This is a genomic window from Haladaptatus sp. QDMS2, from assembly GCF_029338295.1.
Taxonomy (GTDB): domain Archaea; phylum Halobacteriota; class Halobacteria; order Halobacteriales; family Halococcaceae; genus QDMS2.
This window is the reverse complement of sequence record NZ_CP119792.1, coordinates 512,278-529,593: the sequence shown is the minus strand read 5'-3', so window position 1 is coordinate 529,593 and position 17,316 is coordinate 512,278. Positions and strand designations below refer to the sequence as shown.

General features: G+C 61.2%; 17 protein-coding genes. 10 read left to right on the top strand and 7 right to left on the bottom strand.

The genetic code is table 11. The features are described from left to right. Positions 1-27: 27 nt before the first annotated feature. Both P1M51_RS18380 and P1M51_RS18375 read right to left on the bottom strand, forming a co-directional pair. A complete protein-coding gene (locus P1M51_RS18380; RefSeq protein WP_276248667.1) occupies positions 28-1,227 on the bottom strand; it encodes a glycosyltransferase family 2 protein in 1,200 nt (399 codons plus the stop codon). Positions 1,228-1,492: 265 nt separating this feature from the next. Further along, positions 1,493-2,002, bottom strand: coding sequence for a plastocyanin/azurin family copper-binding protein (locus P1M51_RS18375; RefSeq protein WP_276275054.1), 510 nt, complete (start codon positions 2,000-2,002; stop codon positions 1,493-1,495). A 599-nt stretch (positions 2,003-2,601) separates the two neighbouring features. Here P1M51_RS18375 and P1M51_RS18370 point away from each other — a divergent pair. The 7 genes from P1M51_RS18370 (at position 2,602) to P1M51_RS18340 (ending at position 7,843) form a co-directional block, all read left to right on the top strand. Beyond that, positions 2,602-3,252, top strand: coding sequence for a dihydrofolate reductase family protein (locus tag P1M51_RS18370; RefSeq protein WP_276248669.1), 651 nt, complete (start codon positions 2,602-2,604; stop codon positions 3,250-3,252). A 143-nt stretch (positions 3,253-3,395) separates the two neighbouring features. After that, complete coding sequence (locus tag P1M51_RS18365) at positions 3,396-3,809, top strand: winged helix-turn-helix domain-containing protein (protein WP_276248670.1); 414 nt, start codon at positions 3,396-3,398, stop codon at positions 3,807-3,809. Positions 3,810-3,958: 149 nt separating this feature from the next. Next, positions 3,959-4,849: a universal stress protein gene (locus tag P1M51_RS18360; protein ID WP_276248671.1), complete on the top strand. Its 891-nt coding sequence runs from the start codon at positions 3,959-3,961 to the stop codon at positions 4,847-4,849. A 56-nt stretch (positions 4,850-4,905) separates the two neighbouring features. Beyond that, positions 4,906-5,226 (top strand): CGCGG family rSAM-modified RiPP protein, encoded by a 321-nt coding sequence (locus P1M51_RS18355; protein ID WP_276275053.1) that lies wholly within the window; start codon positions 4,906-4,908, stop codon positions 5,224-5,226. Positions 5,227-5,290: 64 nt separating this feature from the next. Next, on the top strand, positions 5,291-5,620 hold the full coding sequence (locus P1M51_RS18350; protein WP_276275052.1) for a cupin domain-containing protein: 330 nt from the start codon (positions 5,291-5,293) through the stop codon (positions 5,618-5,620). Continuing rightward, positions 5,617-6,489 carry a succinate dehydrogenase/fumarate reductase iron-sulfur subunit gene (locus tag P1M51_RS18345; protein WP_276275051.1) on the top strand — a complete coding sequence of 291 codons (873 nt, stop codon included), beginning with the start codon at positions 5,617-5,619 and terminating at the stop codon, positions 6,487-6,489. Before P1M51_RS18350 ends, P1M51_RS18345 begins: the two co-directional genes overlap by 4 nt. Before the next feature lie 166 nt (positions 6,490-6,655). Next, on the top strand, positions 6,656-7,843 hold the full coding sequence (locus P1M51_RS18340; protein ID WP_276275050.1) for a hypothetical protein: 1,188 nt from the start codon (positions 6,656-6,658) through the stop codon (positions 7,841-7,843). Positions 7,844-8,251: 408 nt separating this feature from the next. On the opposite strand, the gene P1M51_RS18335 is transcribed toward P1M51_RS18340, so the two are convergent. From P1M51_RS18335 to P1M51_RS18315, 5 genes are all read right to left on the bottom strand, one after another. Continuing rightward, the gene (locus P1M51_RS18335) at positions 8,252-8,686 is read right to left on the bottom strand and encodes an ArsR family transcriptional regulator (protein ID WP_276275049.1); all 435 of its coding nucleotides are present in this window, start codon (positions 8,684-8,686) and stop codon (positions 8,252-8,254) included. A gap of 135 nt (positions 8,687-8,821) precedes the next feature. Further along, positions 8,822-10,063, bottom strand: coding sequence for an ABC transporter permease (locus P1M51_RS18330; protein WP_276275048.1), 1,242 nt, complete (start codon positions 10,061-10,063; stop codon positions 8,822-8,824). Then, positions 10,060-11,283 carry an FtsX-like permease family protein gene (locus P1M51_RS18325; RefSeq protein WP_276275047.1) on the bottom strand — a complete coding sequence of 408 codons (1,224 nt, stop codon included), beginning with the start codon at positions 11,281-11,283 and terminating at the stop codon, positions 10,060-10,062. Before P1M51_RS18325 ends, P1M51_RS18330 begins: the two co-directional genes overlap by 4 nt. Then, a complete protein-coding gene (locus P1M51_RS18320; protein WP_276275046.1) occupies positions 11,276-12,019 on the bottom strand; it encodes an ABC transporter ATP-binding protein in 744 nt (247 codons plus the stop codon). Before P1M51_RS18320 ends, P1M51_RS18325 begins: the two co-directional genes overlap by 8 nt. A gap of 119 nt (positions 12,020-12,138) precedes the next feature. Beyond that, positions 12,139-14,304, bottom strand: coding sequence for a PGF-pre-PGF domain-containing protein (locus P1M51_RS18315; protein WP_276275045.1), 2,166 nt, complete (start codon positions 14,302-14,304; stop codon positions 12,139-12,141). 283 nt (positions 14,305-14,587) lie between these two features. Here P1M51_RS18315 and P1M51_RS18310 point away from each other — a divergent pair, with 283 nt between their 5' ends. The 3 genes from P1M51_RS18310 to P1M51_RS18300 all read left to right on the top strand — a co-directional run bounded on the left by P1M51_RS18310 (position 14,588) and on the right by P1M51_RS18300 (position 17,001). Then, on the top strand, positions 14,588-15,637 hold the full coding sequence (locus P1M51_RS18310) for a hypothetical protein (RefSeq protein WP_276275044.1): 1,050 nt from the start codon (positions 14,588-14,590) through the stop codon (positions 15,635-15,637). A 69-nt stretch (positions 15,638-15,706) separates the two neighbouring features. Continuing rightward, entirely contained in the window at positions 15,707-16,159 is a 453-nt protein-coding gene (locus tag P1M51_RS18305) for a hypothetical protein (protein WP_276275043.1), read from the top strand. Further along, positions 16,156-17,001, top strand: coding sequence for a hypothetical protein (locus P1M51_RS18300; protein ID WP_276248681.1), 846 nt, complete (start codon positions 16,156-16,158; stop codon positions 16,999-17,001). The genes P1M51_RS18305 and P1M51_RS18300 overlap by 4 nt, the downstream gene beginning before the upstream one ends. Positions 17,002-17,316: the final 315 nt, after the last annotated feature.

Below are 17,316 nucleotides of genomic sequence, written 5' to 3'. Positions count from 1 at the left end.
CGCCAACGTCAAGCGCCAGGAACGCCGTTATTCACGAATGCCGACCTTCTTTGTCACACGGAAGGTGGTCGGAGGATGGAGGATACCGACGACCGTTCCCATCGAATGGACGACACTCACGAGTGGAACGAGTGGAAGCGCGAGCAACCACTTGAGTTCTGCGCCACCATAGTAGAGCATGCCGCGAACGAACCAGAAGGCGGTAAACGAGGCGAGCGTGAGCGATGCGAGGAGGAATAGTCCAGCATAGACGACGCTCACGCCGACGAGTGCCAATGGGACGGCCACGACGGTGACGACAGGTGAAAGCGCCCACGCAAAGTTACGCACCCGCGTCAGCAGTTGGTAACGGAAGGGGAGCAAAGCGGTCGCGTCGATATTTCCGGCCGCCCAGCGACGACGCTGCTGGAGGATTTCGCCGAGCGACGGCGGTGCTTCGTTGCGACAGGTGGCCGTTGAAAGCGCGAAGTCGATATCGAACTGACGAGCGGCCGCCCAGACGAACGCGGTATCCTCGACGAGCGTCTCTCGGTCCCAGGTCACCTCGTTTTCTATAGCACTGCGAACTGCGATGCCACCGCCCCATGCGAAGAGTGGAATCTGTAACCGAGCGAACGCACGCTGTTCTATCTGCACGCCCATTCGGTAGACATCAGCGAGATACGAGAGCACAGAACCGGTTCGACGGGGGCGTTCGCGCAACTGTACGATGTCTGCCTCTGGAAGGCCATCGAACTGCTCTACGACGCTATCCTCATCGAGATAGAGGACGAACTCGCGGTCACAATCGAGTGTACGGCGAGCCCATTCGATTGCCCGCCCTTTCTGAACGGCGCGACATTCGAACTCGTCTGGAACCACGTGGACTGTCGCGCCGTCGATGTCGATTGGTTCTTCTGCGATGACGTGTCTGTCGGTTAACTCCGAAGGGAGTGAATCAACCGTTGCTTGGACGACAGCTTCGGCGTCAATGGTCAAGATACGAACTTGAATTTCGTCGCCACCGTAGATGGATTCAGGTGGCTCGTACCCTGCGCCCAACACGTAGGTGAGCGCGACCCAGAAGGCTGCAGTCGCGGCAAATAGCGCGGTTGTTCCCCACAGGACAACAGCGAGAAGGTTACCAGTGAATGGGCCACTCGTGAACTGATTTGGAATGGCAATTGCTGTGGCGGAAACGAGTAACGCTCCGCCGAGGAGTACGGTCGCGACACGTTCTGCGTTCATCGTACTCGTCTGAGAAAGCACTATCACAAAAGCTGAAACTATCGTTTTTTGTATTTTATTTCATTCATTCCGTTTAGAACGGCTTAGATAGGACATAATATATGTGCCGAGATAACACGCATAGGCGGGTTAAAACACTGCTTTGCCATTTTGGTTGGTAGCGTACAGGAAACCCGCCGAAGTAATGTTAAATATTCAATATCATAGGGACGACCAATCGTGGCTACGTGTGACTGTAGATTCGTCGTTCGAGCAGAGTGATATCTCAGAGCGAGAGATCTGCCCAGGGAACCGAACCCTCGTTGACGATGTTTTCTGGAGTTAGCTCTGGTGCGCCCAACACTGCACCGGCGTTCGGGATGGGGAGTGGGCCGTAGGGGTCGTCGGGTACGTTGTCATCTCCGGACACCACGATGCGCATGACCATCCCGAGTTCGAGGTGTGGCAAGCAAAGAATGTCGTACACTCCCTGTTTGGTGAAGCGATACAGCCATGAATCGTCGACCGACATCGGTGGGGAGGTGAATCCGTTACTCGTCGGTACGCGGTCAGGGAGCGTGAAAAACGGCGGTTCGCTGAACTTCGAGTGGAACGCCGTCACTGTGTGAAGCCCGTTGTGAATCGTGAAATTGACAGTTTCACCAGGGCGGACGTGCAAGCCAGCGGGGTCGAAGAAGAACTCTGCGGGAATCTCATCACCTGACTCTTCAAGGGGGAAATCGGGGTGGTCACCCGGTCCTTCGTGAATGTGGAGCGTGACGGTGTGGTCAACCAAGCCAGATGGAACGGTCTCACCTGCGGCATACGGGGCACCGTATATTGTATCTATTCGATTGCCACGGCCGTCGGCTGGCATCGCAGCCGCAGTGCCGCCGAACAATGAAAGGGCTGCCCCAGCACCGATTAACTTCATTAGCGGCCGGCGATTCACACCATGATTCTTCAGGACCTCGATGAGCTCTTCGTCGCTTAGATGCAGATCTCTGACGTTGTCGTTCTCGGTCATGAGTACACTAGGCAGAGAGTCCAATACAGGGGAAAGTAATGAACAAGTTATGAAAAAATAATTGTATATCGAAATGGGAGATGGTGGTCAGGAAAAGCCACGCGAATAGAGAGGAGTAAACGAGGGTGTAGAGAGCCGTTGAATGGTTTTCTATCTTATTAATACGCAGTATAGATATCAGAGAGTAAATGAATAGCCGTCACTCATCGATAGAGCGATGAGTAGTGCAATACACACGCGTACGTCGATTCATCCGAACCGACGTGAGGCGCTCCTCGAGGAACTCCCAGACACCAGCTCTCCGGATTTCATTCTACGGATTCGAACAGTGAATAGAACTATTGGCTGGTGGCTCGAAGATTCAGGTTATGAGTGATTCAGCGCCACGCGAAATCCCTGGACGTCTCGTCGTCGGAACCTTCCTCACGCTCGATGGCGTGATGCAGGGGCCGGGCGGCCCAGACGAGGACCGAGAGGGCGGATTCGAACACGGTGGATGGTCGGTGAACTACTGGGACGAGGGGATGGGGAAAATCATGGACGAACAGTCAGATGGGGTCGATTCACTCCTCCTTGGCCGAAAGACGTACGAAATCTTCGCCGGCCACTGGCCACACGTCGACGACGCAGACCCCATGGCGGCGAAACTCAATTCGATGCCCAAGTACGTCGCCTCACGCACCATCGACAGCGTGGAGTGGAACAACTCGACGCTCCTCGAGGGCGACGTCGCAGAAGCAGTCGCTGACCTCAAAGCCGACTCTGACGACGTGATTCTGGTCCAGGGGAGTCAGAACCTGCTCCAGACGCTGCTCACCCACGACCTCGTTGACGAGTTCTGGCTCTGGGTGTTCCCGGTCGTCCTCGGCGAGGGCAAGCGCCTGTTCGCGGAAGGAACCGTTCCCGGAAACCTCGAACTGACGCGGACGGACACTTCGAGTACGGGCGTCCAGATGCTCAGATACGAGCGGGCAGGCGACATCGAGTACGGGTCGTTCGCGCTGGAAGAAGGGGAGTGAACCAGCACGAGTAGCCCACGAGAACCGGGTACCCTGATTCTACAGCCATGTAAGACAATTAAAGTGCAATTTAAAAACCCGTGTTTTCGAAAAATCCTGGCTTGAGAAAGTCTAAGCGGTATTCACCCATACGTTCGAACACGATGGCGACGAATCGTGGACACCCTGGTGACAATAGAGTTCCAGAGGACCCAGCGGACCTCCTCCCTGAAGACAGCATCCTCACCCTCGACGAGTATCTGGCAATGCACGCCGCAGTCGGGCACCGGACGCGCTACGAGATACTCTATCGGCTGGTCCACAGCGGAGACAGGAGTCCCAAAGAACTCGAAGCCGAACTCGACATCGACGACAGTACGCTCCACTACCACCTCAACAAGCTCGTTTCCGTCGGCCTCGTCGAAAAACGGCAACGCACGGAGCGTGGACAGGACGGCCTCGACACGTACTATCGGGCAACCTTCTTCGGTGAAGTGACGCTCTCAGATGGCGTTGATAGCCTCATCCGTGGTGAGCAGGAATTCGAGGAGATGTACAGCGGTTCAGCCGAGAACTGAGCGGTCACGAAGCTTCGATCATTTCGTTTTCGTGAGTTGCTGTTTCCAAGTACTACTGCGAGCAGGCACGAACAGTTCCAGCAGTTCAAGCGTGAGAGTCATAGCTGGGAAATGATAAAGCGCCTACCGGTCTAAGTCTAGGGAGAGCCATGTACGCCCACATCGTGGTCGCTGTCGATGGAAGCGAAGAGGCGAAGCGAGCTGCACGCCGAGCGTTCGAGCTCGCGGACAGATTCGCCGCGACGGTCACCGCACTCCACGTCGTCGAACACAAACGCCTCCGACTCACCACCTCCGAGCCGGAGAAAGCGCGACTCAGAGCCCTCGGTGAGGACATCCTCGCCGACATCAAGGCACTCGCTTCGGACCTCGACCATCCCGTCCAGACCGCGATGCGCGAGGGGACGCCCGGAGACGAGATTAGCAAATTCGCCGACGAAGAAGGCGCAGACCTGCTCGTCGTCGGCAGGCAGGGCCTCACGGGACTCGGCGAGCGGTTGCTCGGCGGGGTCGCAGAACGCGTCATCCACCAGAGCGACGTTCCCGTGCTGGTCGTCCCCGAGGAAGGGATGGACGGGGCCTGGGAAGTCTCCCGTCTACTCATCACGACGGACGGCAGCGAGAACGCAGCAGACGCGACCGACCACGGCATCGCCATCGCAGAACGCTACGACGCAGCCATCCACGTCCTGAACGTCGTCGACCTGCAATCCGCAGGCGGGCTCTTCGACGCCGGCGGACTGGAGCGAGAATTCGTCGAGCGACTTGAAGCCGAGGGGCAAACCGCGGTCGACGAAATCGAATCGTCGGTGCACGAATCGGCACCCGACCTGGACGTGATGGCCGAGGTGGTCACGCAGACTACCTTCGAGGGCGTCGGGGCTGGGATTCGCGCGTACGTCGAGGAAAACGACATCGGCCTCGTGGTGATGGGCTCACACGGCCGGTCGAACCTTCGTCGACAACTGCTCGGAAGCGTCGCTTCGACTGTTTTGCGGACAGTGGACGTGCCAGTGTTGGTCGTGAAACGAGAAGAGTAGCTAGCAGGAGATTCTGCACCCTACTATTTTTGATAGCAGCGAACCTACAGCCGAGTATGACAATTGAATCACACGATCACGGCCACGGCGACACGGAACCAGTCACCGACCGCACACACGACAACTCGTGGTCGGCTAATCTCGAAAAGCCACAGTACGCCGACGATCGCTCCTTGCTCGAACGACACGCGATCGAGGCCATCGAGCACACGACCAGTGGCCACCACGTCAATCTCGTTACCCACGAAGCGCATGGCCATCCGGAGACGTACCTCTATGACGCGCTCAGTGAGCGATTCGGGGCGGAGGCCGTCCGTTGGGAGTATATCGAACAATGTGGCTGTGGGGGCCACGTCGTCCGCGCTCACATCGAATAACGTCACGAACGCAGCGAACGGCAGCAGCAGGCTGTGAATCCGTCCACTCATCGATTCAAACACTATGGTTCACATCAAATCACTATCAGAACTCGAAGGGGCACCACACGCGAACGCCTTTCCCAGTGAGGAACCGAAGACGATCCGATTAACCCTCTCGGAGGGAGAGCATGTCGAACCGCATGCGCATCCGGATCGAGAAATCGTACTTTACCTCGTCTCTGGCAGCCTCGAACTCCAGCTCGATGGGGAGCCGTACCACGTGACTCAGGGCGATGTAGTTCACTTCGATGGGGCACAGGAGATCTCTCCAGTCGCGAAGACGGACAGCACCGCGTTGCTCGTTCTCGCTGCGAAACGAGAGGACCCTGACTCGTCAGAAGGGAGCGCATGAGCTCTCAACAGCCATCGTCTCCGACGGAGCCCGAATCTGCCGACGAAGAGACACCCCAGCAGCGACGGCTTGAACGGAAACGAAAGCGGGCGATGGCTGCTCAGTCCCAGGCTGAAGCCGAGCGGGCTGTCGATGGCGACACTGACACGATCCAGCTCGAAGTGTTTCGGTATGACCCCGACGTCAAGGCCAAACAGGAGCCTCGATTTGACACCTTTGCCGTCCCCTACGAACGGGGGATGACCGTCCTCGATGCGCTCATCTATGCGCGAGATCAGGACGATTCGTCACTCACGTTCCGCCATTCATGTCGCATGGCCGTCTGTGGCAGTGATGGCTTCTTCATCAACGGACGGCAGCGACTGGGCTGTCAGACGCAGATTTCGGATCTCGACGAACCCATTCGGGTCGAACCACTTCCGCATCAGCCGGTCATCAAGGATCTCGTCGTCGACATGGACCACTTCTACGAACGGATGGAGGCCGTTGAACCGTACTTCCAGCCCGACGAACTCCCCTCTGGTGAGCTGGAAGAGCAGCGGCAGTCGCCCAAGAACCGCGTGCAGATCAAGCTAGCCTCTCGATGCATCCAGTGTGGTTGTTGTACGTCGTCGTGTAATCCAGCCCAGACCGACGACGAGTACATCGGACCGGCGGCGATCGTCAAGGGGTATCGGTTCTATATGGACGAACGCGAAGGGCCTAATACACAAGAACGCCGGCTGGAACTTCTCGAGAAAGAACACGGCGTCTGGCAGTGCCACACGCAGTTTTCGTGTACCACGGTCTGTCCGAAAGACATCCCAATCACCGAAGAGATCCAGGAGATGAAACGCGAGGCCATCAAACAAAACCTCAAGTTCTGGTGACCGAAACGGTGGGGCGATGGCTTCACATTTCCATTCAATTCTCATCTTTTGCCACTGACAGCAGGTAGGCGAAATCGTCAGACCAACGCGACAAGATGTCGGTGGGTGTTGCTGGCGTTGGAGACGGGGAAACACTTAGCGGGTGACACTCAAATTGTGGTGACATATGAGTGCAGCACGCATCTCCCAGGGAGCCCGGAGACACGTCGCCGCTGGCGCGCTTTTTCTGGTCACTTGGCAAGTTGCCACACTCGTTGGAGTACCCCATCGCTCGGGCGTCGTCCTCGGACTCTACGGGTTCGTGCTCCACACCGTCGCTGGAAAGGCGTACGCGCTCGTCCCCTCCTACTTCGACCGGACGCTTTCACATCCTGCGGCACCAGCCATGAGTCTCCCGCTGCTCTCACTCGGTACCGTCGGCCTCGCCGTAGCGCCCCTCGATGACATCCCCTCCGTCATCGGTATCGCGGGCGCCGTTTGCTGGGCGCTCGGCGCGCTCGTCTTCGTCGGCGCAGTCGGTTGGACGGTCCGAGACAACCTTACCGGACGCGAGACAGGCACCGGCGAGGTCAACACTGACCGTCGGTGGGCCGACCGCGCCGCCAACGCGTTCATCCCGGTCGTTCTCGCCTACCTCGTTGCTGGTTCCTACGAAACGGTCGCCGTCTCGGCGGCTCTTCCAACGCTCACGGGACGGGGAATGGCCGGCGCGAGCCACCTGCTCGCAGCCGGTGTCGGCGCCTTATTGATATTCGCAGTCGGCTTCCGCCTCCTCCCGCGGTTTCTTGTGAGTTCGCCCCCGATGGTGCTCGTCATCGTGGTCCTCATCGCAGGAACGGTTGGTCCCGCGCTCGTCGCCGGGAACCTCTGGGGTGGGATGTGGTTTCGGGTTGGCGCCGTCGCTGAATCCATCGCTGTTGGTGGATTCGCCGTTGCGTACATCTCGCTCTTCGTTCGCTCCGAGCGTCGCCGTATCGGTCTTTACGGGCCGCTTGTCGGCGTCGTCATGGGTGTTATGGGAGTTGCATTGGGTGCCCACGTTGCGTTCGCTGGTGGGTCTCCTGGCTGGTCGATTGCTCACTACCGACTGAACCTGTTGGGCTTTCTCGGACTCACAATCGTCGGTGTCGCCTATCAGTTCTATCCGCCAGCCGTCGGCACGTTCCCGGGCGCCAACAACCGGACGGCACTCGCCTCGATGGGGTGTCTCGCAGTTGGCGTCGGCGTGGAGGCGTACGGGTCGCTCGCTGGGTTTGACGTCGCCACGTTGGGCGGGCGACTGCTCGCCTTTATCGGGGCTAGTCTATACGCGTACTTGCTACTGGGCCTTTTCCGGGAGCGGTACGGGAGCTGACTTCATCCCACGTCATCGGAACTCGGCGCGTTCTGAGTGGCTAACGAGATGCGGAGCGTCTCGGGGTCAAGCCTCGGGGCATTCTCTTTGTATTTCTGTAAACTACCGTTCCCTACACGCCGCCTGTGGCGGCTGCTTGAAGACAGGTCTTTGTCTTTCCCCGGCTTATGCAGGTTTCCGCTCTGTCCCCGTGCATGGACAAGGCGCGTTTCAAGGCGGTCAAAGGGGGTGCGGCTGTGACCGCCACACACGGCTTTAATTGCCCGTTTTCTCACGCTTTGCCCCAAACGGCGAGGACGGTAATCGAACCCGTACGCGGTCATCGTTCCGGGCTTCAGGGCCGGTTTACGGGAGGGCAAAGAGAAAGCCCCATGCTTTAGCGCGGAGGATGTCAAGTAGCCGAGTTGGTTAGTTTTCGGGCCGTGGCATCGATTCGACCTCACGGATGCGTGGCGTCTTCTTCACCTTCGCGTACTGGCGTTTCCAAGCTTCGACGGGGAACAGGTTGTCCCGGTCGAATAGGTCGCGAGCTTCCGGGGTAATCGTGTAGAACTTGTAAGGGAAGTCGCGAAGACGGGTGTCGAGTTCGAACTCTTCGACGACCCCTGCATCCATGAGCGTGGTGAGGTGTCTTCGGATGGAATGGTCGCTGAGGTCAGGATTCATGTAGTCGAGTTCTTCGACAGACGCCATCGTCGGGTGTCCCGTGAGGTCAGCGATGAGATTGGCGCGAACTTTGTCAGTGGCCTTCTGGAGCGCGAACCACTCGTTGAAGGTCTCGGTTGCACTCGAGGAGGAGTCGTGGGTAGTCGGCGAGTCGCTGCCAGAGTTGCTCGGGTGCATATTTTTGGGTTTTTGCGCTGGAACCTTAATTAGTTGCATCTGGCTGAGGTTAGTTGTGCAAATAGTGGCGGAAGTAGTCTAGAAATGAAAGAGTCGTAGATGAAACGACAGCCTCGTGCAAACGCGAATTCCAGCCTATCGTTGCTGTAACTGCCCCAACGGCTCGATTCGCGCGACCCGGACGCCCGCGACAACGGCGCCAATCGTCCCGATGACGAGCGAGATGAACAGGCCGACGGGAAGCACCCACGGCGGCGTCTGAACCAGTCCCTCCAAGCCCACGAGTCGAGCAGCCACGAAGTTGAGGGCCCGTACCGCGATGGGAGTAAGGGCGAGGCCTGCGATGCCTCCGACCAGTCCGAGCAGCAGGCCCTGACTCGCGGCAATTGCGCCAAGCGTCCGCGAGGAGAGGCCTACAGCCTTGAGCGCGGCGAGTTCGACGCGCTGTTGGAATACGAGCATGGCGAGGACGTTCACCGTGAGTGCGATGCCCGCGACGAGCGCGAGGACGACGAGCGTCACCCCGCTCGCGATGACGAGCGCCTGCCCCTGTAACACCGACTGGAGTTGCTCCTGGTTCGTCCGCACCTGATAGTTCGGGTACTCGGCGCGTAGTTCCTCGGCGACGGTCTCTGGGTCCGCGCCAGGCTTGAGCGTGACCGTGATGAGTGCGGCGGGGTCTGAGCCTTCAGACCCGGTGAGCGTCTGGAGTTCACTCAGTGGAAGGGTGGCCGTCGGTGCTCCCAAGAATTGGCTGAACGTAGAGGAGATGCCGACGATTGTGAAGCGATTCTGCCTGGCGTTGGCGATGGTCCCGCCCGCGTAGACGGTGTCGCCGACCGAGAGATTGTAGCGCTGGGCGAGTTGCTGGTCGACGACGATTTCGTGCGTCATCGGCCCGTCGTAGGTCCCGCCCGCGTAGTGGGGGTCCCCGTTTACGAACCCGCGACCTGCGGACAGCGAGATGGCGTTAGCACTCACGCCGGGGACGCCCACGCCGACCACCGTCTCGAAGGCGTTCGGGTCGGGCGAGGTGCCGAGATAGATGGTCTGGAAGCCCATCGGCGCAGCGATTTTCACGTCTTCCCTGCTGGAGATGTCCCGCGCGACGCGGTGGGAATCGACGAGTTTGTTCTCGACGCCACCCACAGAGCCGGGTGCGAACTGCACCGAACCAGCGGTAATCCAGAGGTCCTGATTCGCCGAGCCGAACTTCTCCTCGCCCGTCGCGACGACGCCGTAGCCCACGCTCGCGAGCAGTGTCGTGGAGAGGACGGCGAGCGTGATGCCGACGACGACGAGCGCCGTGTGGGTGCGCTTGTGGCGCAACTGCGCGACGGCAAGGCCAACGGCGGCCCGAAGGCGCGTGCCAATCACTCGCCGAGCACCTCCAGATTCGTCGTCCGACCCGCGAGTGCGAGCAGGTAGGGCACGCTCAGGACGCCGATGAGCACCGAGACGCCGAGGGCGTAGGGAACCAGGATGACGTCGAACGCGGCGACGGCGTCGAGGCCAAACTCGGGGGCGACGAGTTCGTTGACGAGGAAGATGCCACCTACGCCCAAGATGATGCCACCAATCCCCCCGAGCAGGGCGACGGTGAGCGTTTGCGTGACGAGGAGCACCGACCGCGAGCGCCGCGAGATTCCAATGGCGGCGAGGACGGCGCGGTCACGCTGGTCTGCGGCGACGGCGAGGCCCATCGTAGTCGCAATCGAGAGCGTCCCGATGACGAGCGCGACGAGGAGTGCGGTCACGGCCACCGAGACGGGAACGTCCTCGCTCAGCAACTGCGGCGTGAAGATGCCCCCCCGCGTGACGACCGACGAGTGGGGATAGAGGCCTTCGAGGTGAGATTTCACGTCCCGCGAGTCGGTCGCGACGAGCAACTGGTCTGCCTGGTCGCCGCTCGTCGCCCCCGCGACGACCTGGAGTTCACTGAGGTGGACGAGCACGACCGGGAGCTGGTCTGCGCCCGTCGCCTCGCTCACACGAACCGCGCTGAACGAGCGATTTGCCGAGGCGGGCGTGAACGACCCGCCCTGGGAGACGCCAATCGTCTCCGCGGCTCCCGCAGAGACGACGGCCTCACCCGTCCACGGCCCCGCGTAGGAGCCATCGGCGAAGTGCGGGTCGCCGGGCGTGAGTCCGCGTGTCGAGACGCCCGAGATGGTCACGTGGTGCTCACCTGGGACGACGCCCACGGCGAGGACGTACTCGGGTTGAGCATCATCACCCTCTCCGGGAAATCGCAACACGTCTACGAGCACGGGCGTCGCGTGGGTCACGTCCTCGCGGGTGGTGAGGCCTGCGCTCACGCGGTGGACGTCACCAAAGCGCGGGCCGTCGACCGAGACGACGGAACTCGACCCGGAGCCTGCGTCGGGGACGACCCAGTAGTCGGTGTCGTCGCTCTGGACAGTCGCGTCGGTGACGAGGCCCAGACTGAGGCCGGTGACGACGAGCATGAGCGCGATGGCCACCGCGACGCTCGACACGCTCAGGCGCACCTGCTGAGGGGAGGCCGCACCCCCTGTGAACAGGCGACGCAGGGCGAGGCGAACCGTCCCCACGAACCGCGACCACGCCTCACCCATCGCTCACGAGGCGGCCATCTCTGAGTTTCACGATGCGGTCGGCGATTGCCTGGGTCTGTGCGTCGTGAGAGGCGATGACGACGGCGCGCTCGGTAGCGAGCTCCGAGAGCGTATCGAGGATTCGTCGCCCCGTGTCCGTATCGAGTTCACCCGTGGGTTCGTCGGCGATGAGGATGGCCGGGTCATTCGCGAGCGCCCGGGCGATGGCGACGCGCTGTTGTTCGCCCCCCGAGAGTTCGCCGGGTTTGTGGGTAATCCGGTCGCCGAGGCCGACTCGTTCCAGCAAATCGGTCGCTCGCGCTCTCCGGGCGCTTCGTTTCACGCCGCGTTCGAGCAACGGGAGGGCGACGTTCGAACGCGCAGAAAGCGCAGACAGCAGGTGGAATCGCTGGAAGACGATGCCCACGCGGTCGAGACGCAGGCGAGTTCGTTCCCGGTCTGAGAGCGAGGAGAGGTCCGTCCCCGCGAGCGAGACGGTCCCCGAAGTGGGCGTGTCGAGGCCCGCGAGCAGGTGAAGGAGCGTGGACTTCCCGCTCCCGCTCGGGCCGGTGAGACAGACGAGTTCGCCGTCGCGGACGGTGAGCGACACGTCGTCGAGCGCGGTCACGACTGGTGTCTCAGTTTGCCTCGAAAACCAGCCACCCCCCGAGGTTCGCGAGTAGACGCGACTCACGGACTCACAGCGGACGCGAGCGGTTCCGTGGGGTTCTGCGGCGGCGTGTTCGGCGTGGGTCATGTGGAATGGATGGGATAGCGTGGAGTGTCAACCACCCCGAGTGTCACGAGGCGCTGACTGTTGTTGGTCGAATCTCTGTGTCAGACAAAATAAAAATATGGTCGAATCGCTGTGCAGGCCTACTCTTTGCGCGAGGTGTCGAGCCCGTAGATGGCCGCAATCAGGATGATGACGACCACACCGATGAGCACCGGAATCGACAGGATGGTGTCGAGCGGGTTGCTCGGTTCTTCGGTATCCTCTGGGCCGTCAGTCGCGCCTGGTGATTCGCCGTCAGGCGTCCCCGTTCCGGGGTCTGCAGTTCCCGTCGCGGTTCCCGTCTGCTGGGCCACGTCGAGCGTGCCCGCAGACTGGTTGTTGACCGCGACGTCGTAGGAGCCAGCGTCGTCCCACGTCCGGTCGAAGGTCACGGTCTGGCTCTCGCCGGCGCCGACCTGGACGGACTGCTCTGCTTCGACATTACCGTCGACGAACAGTTGGACGAGGTATTCGCCGGCGGCCTCACCGTCGTTCGTGACGGTGGCGCTCACCGTCGACTGTTCGCCGGGTGCGATAGATTGCTGGGCGAGTGACGCGTCGGTGACCGAAATCTGTGCCTGCTTGACACCGAGTGCGAACACCGAGAAGCCGGGCGTGTCTGCCTCGAAGGTGTACTCGCCGTCAGACTGGCTGACCAGCCGGGTGTCGAGTGGGTTCCACTCGTCGTCGTTGAAGCGGTAGAGACCTACGTTTTCTGGGTCCTCACCGTTCAGTTGTTCCTCGTCGACGGTGAACTCGAACGTCCCCCCACTGAAGGCGTCGTTCGTGTTGCTGTGTTCGACGTTGATGTAGGTGAGCGGGCGAACCGCGCCACGTCGGGTGACCGGTGGCGTGTCCTCGGGTACGTCGTCGAGCGCGTTCACGGACATGGTGAACGCCTCGCCGTTGGCCATCGTCGCCTGCACCGCGTTGAGTTTCACGCCGCCTTGCTTCGTGGCGGGCGTGTCCGCGAGGTCGATAGTGACCGTCTTGCCGGACTGGAAGTTCGTGATGGTGAGCTTGACGATGCCCTCTTCGGTCACTTCGCGGTCGATTTCGACCGGTGGGTCACCGGGTGCGTCGTCTGGTGGGTCAGATGGTGGCGTATCTCCACCGCCACCGCCTCCTGAGGAGGCTTTCTTGATGGTGATGGTGCCCATGTCCGTCACGAATTCCTCGCTATTTTCGGTGGAGGAAACCGCCACCCAGCGGTAGGTTCCGGGTCGCCAGTTGCTCATCGTCTCGACGGTGACCTGCTCGGTCGCGCTCCCCTCAATGACCTTCATCGAGGCGTCGAGACGCGTATCGTCGGTCGCCGTCGTCTCCGGCGACACGGTGTGGAACTTGTCGGCGAAGAAGTCGAGTGTCGTGGCGAAGCTGCTCATGCCGGTGAGTTTCTCGTCCGACATGGTTGCGCCGAAGAAGTCCGGATTGCCCGAAACTTCCATCACGCCGTTTACGTCGCCAACGCTGTGTTCGAGCGTGGCGTCCTCAGAGAAACTAAAGTCAGCAGACGGCTCCTCTTTTAAGTCGAGCATGAAGCGCTGGTTGACGTACGTGTCCTCGTCGTAGAGCAACACCGTGTGCGTGACGTCGTTGCCGGAGAGGTGGTCGCTCGCGTCAACGTCGAAGTTGACGTTGTTCCCGCGCGTGACGGAGTTCTGGTGGTCGACCGACGAGGCCCCCTTCTGGACGGCGGCCGTCTCGATGCCGATGACCGTCGCCTTACCGTCGAGCGAGAGTTCTCCCGCGCTGTTCACCGTGTAGCCGTCCTGCCCGCTCTCGGTGAGCGCGAGGAAGTAGACGTACATCCCTGACTGGCCCGCGGTGTGGTTAAATTCGACGTTCCCCTCACTGTCGATAGACTTCTGGCCGACTTCCTCGAAGGTAGCCACGTCGTTCGAGTTCTGCATAGAGACGAGGTCTACCATCTCCGAGAAGGAGTCGGGGATGTCCGTGCTCGGGTCGCCCTTGATGTGGGCGGCAATGAGCTGGACCTGCTGCCCGTTGAAGTCGCTGTTCTGAGCGCGTGCGTCCTGGAAGTCGAGATTGATGGTCGCGTCCTTCGAGTAGACGCCCATCTGCTCTTTCCCGACGCTGATTTCGGAATCGTCAGTGGTCCTGACCTGCCAGTCAGCCTCGTCTACCTTCGTCATCGCATTACTCATGTCCGTCCGGAGCGGGAGATAACCCCGCTCCCAGACGTTCACGTCGGCAGACCCCTCGAAATACTGGTCTGCGGTGAGCGGTCCTGTGTGGTCGCTCATCCCTGCTACTGGTGCGCTGGCGAAAAGTGAGAAGACCATCAGTGCGACGAGCACCAGGGCTCCCCCACCTCGGTTACTCACGAACCTTGATAATTGCATCCTGGGCGAACGTTTATTGGCAATTTATAAAGTGTTTTCCACTAACAACTCCAAAAATAATTTATTTCCATTCTGGTAATTTTTGACAGCTGAGTGGATGGAATTCAGCGAGCAACCGCAATCCGGACGGACAGTTATTGGGGGAGTGGGAACGATTAAGAGGACAGGTCACAGACCTGTCAATATGACTGACTCCTGGTGGCTCGTGATGGGAGCCCTCCTGCTGGTGCTCGGTGGAAGCGGGGCCAGTGCACTCCCCACGACGGCACCAACCTACGAGATATCGGTCGATGGCAGCGTCGATACGCCGTCACGCGAGGTCACCTTCGAAGGTGACGAGTACACCGTACCCGCGGTCTCGAAGACGGCCGGAGACCAGACGATCACCGCCCGCGTGACCGGCCCCGACGACACCATCTATCGCGTCTACCTCTACAACAAGGAAAACCAGATTCTCGATTCGAAGCGCGCCGAAGCCTCCGCAGCCTTCGAGTTCGACCTCTCTGGGTACGACGCCGGGTCGTACGTCCTCGTCGTCAAACAGGACGGCATCTTCCGAGCCATCCACCCCGTCCTCGTGAAGGGCTACGACGTGAGCCTCGACGCACCGAACAAGGCGACCACCGACTCCTCGGTGACCGTCGACGTGACCGTCACCCCGCGTGGTGACATGGCCGACCCCCACGAGGTAGAAGTCGGCATCGGCAACGACCAAAAGACTGTCATCGAAACGGCCACGAAACGAGCCGACGGCAGCTACCGGGCGACCGTCTCGCTCTCCGAACTCTCCACGGGCGAGCACCAGGTGTACGCCGTGGTCCGCGGAACCGAGAAAGCCTTCGGCTCAGAGGAACTGCTCGGGCTGAGCAACACGAACACACTGGACATCACCCGGGCGAAGACCACGACCGCGTCCGGAGGCGGTGGCGACGAGCCACCAGCGGCGACGACGGCCACCGTGACGGGGACTCCGAAAACGACGGCGACAGCGACGGCGAGCGCCTCGCCTACCGATGCTTCGACGACCGACGGAACGACGGAGCCACCAGCCACCACGGGCGAATCGACCACCGACGAGTCGGTCATCACCCCGAGCCAACCGACGAGTGAATCACCCACCGACGAACCAGAACTCGTGGAGGGAACCGGCCTCTCGACGGGTGAACTCGCCGCAGGCGTCGCTCTCATCGCGGTGGTCAGTGGGGGCATCGTCGCGTTCAGACGCGGCTTCTGACCCGCCGACCCACTTTTGCGGAACTACGGACAGGTAGAACTAAACAGATTGGCCGACTGGACTGTCCCAATGCGAATTGTGTCGATTGGACGTGAGTACGCCGGGAGCGTCCTCGGGCTTGCCGTCCTCACGGCGGCGCTCGCGTACGTCGCCGGGCCCCTCGGGGTCGCGGCGGGCGGCGTCGTCGCGGTGACGCTCGGCGCGCTCCCCACGCCCTACGCGGTGGCGATTGGCCATCTCGCAGTCGCCTTCCTCGGCGGCCCCGACCTCTCCCTCGAATCGCTCGTGGCCGTCGAAGCCGGCTTCGGCCTCCTCGTCGCGAGCGACGCGCCCACCGTTCGAGATGGCGCGGCTGCACTCTGCGGCTTCGCTCTCCTGCTCGCGCTCACGCAGGGACTCCTCGCGACGGATACCGAGCTGTGGCTCGCGGCGCTCGTCCTCGTCGTCGCCGTGTCGTTCCTCTCCTACGGCCTCCACCGGATCGAACGCTTCAAACTGGGCCTCGCCGGGGGTGAGCCATGAGTTCGGAGTCAGCCGAGCCAACGCCCCAAGAGCAACTCGAAGACCTCCGTGCACGACTCGCCGTCGTCGAGGAAGAGAACGAACGCCTCCGCGAAGAATATGCCCGCGCACGCCAGTCGAAGTATCGAAAGACGGCACTCGCGATGGTCGCCGTGGGCCTCGTCGGCATCGCGGGCGGCGCGCTGTTCGAGACGGCACGCACCGTGTTGCTCGCTCTCGGCGGAACGGGCGTCTTCGCGGGCGTGCTGACCTACTACCTCACCCCCGAGCGATTCCTCGCGGCTTCCGTCGGCGAGGCTGTCTTCGACGCGAGCGCGGACAACGCCGAGGCAATCACCGAAGAACTCGGGTTGCAGGATACGGCGGTCTACATCCCGGGGAACACAGCACGGGGCCGCGACGCTCGACTCTTCGTCCCGAAACACACGTCCTACAGCCTTCCCGACGAATTCGACGCGCTGTTCGTGACCGGGGACGACGATACAGAACGAGGGGTCGCCCTCACGCCAACCGCGACGACGCTCCTCGCAGAGTTCGAGAATGCACTGGCAGGCGACCTCGCGTCGGGGCCGAACGACGCGCTCGTCCAGCTCACCGACGCGCTCGAATCGCAGTTCGAACTCGTCGAAAACACGCGGGTGGACGTAGAAAAGGCCGAAAACCGAGCGACAGTCGGGGTCAACGGCCCAGCCTACGGCCGCCCGGACCGCTTCGACCACCCCGTCGCCTCCTTCATCGGCGTCGGCCTCGCGAGCGCGCTCGACCAACCGGTCACCGTCGAGACGACGACGGGCGACGACCGGATGGCCTATCTCGTCACCGCGTCGTGGCAGGACGATTGACATCCTCCACACGACTGAAGTCGTGGGATTCCTCGCGCTTGGGGTCGGTCGTTCCGACACCAACGGAGGCACCTTCCCTCCCGAGGGAGGTCTCGGTTTGTAGGTAGTGCGTCGGGGCGGTGGGCGCGTGGTGACGCCAGTCCGTTCGGACTACCCTGCTGACACCCTACAGGCCGTGCCATCGACCCGACTCGGACTCGCGTCCGAGCCTCACTTGGGCAGGGTTGCTTTTTGGTGACGGAGACCCCAAGCCAACTCCAAGTTTCCCGAGAGAGTTGCGTTAACATCCGACCCCATTCAAGCTAAGTAGTGCGG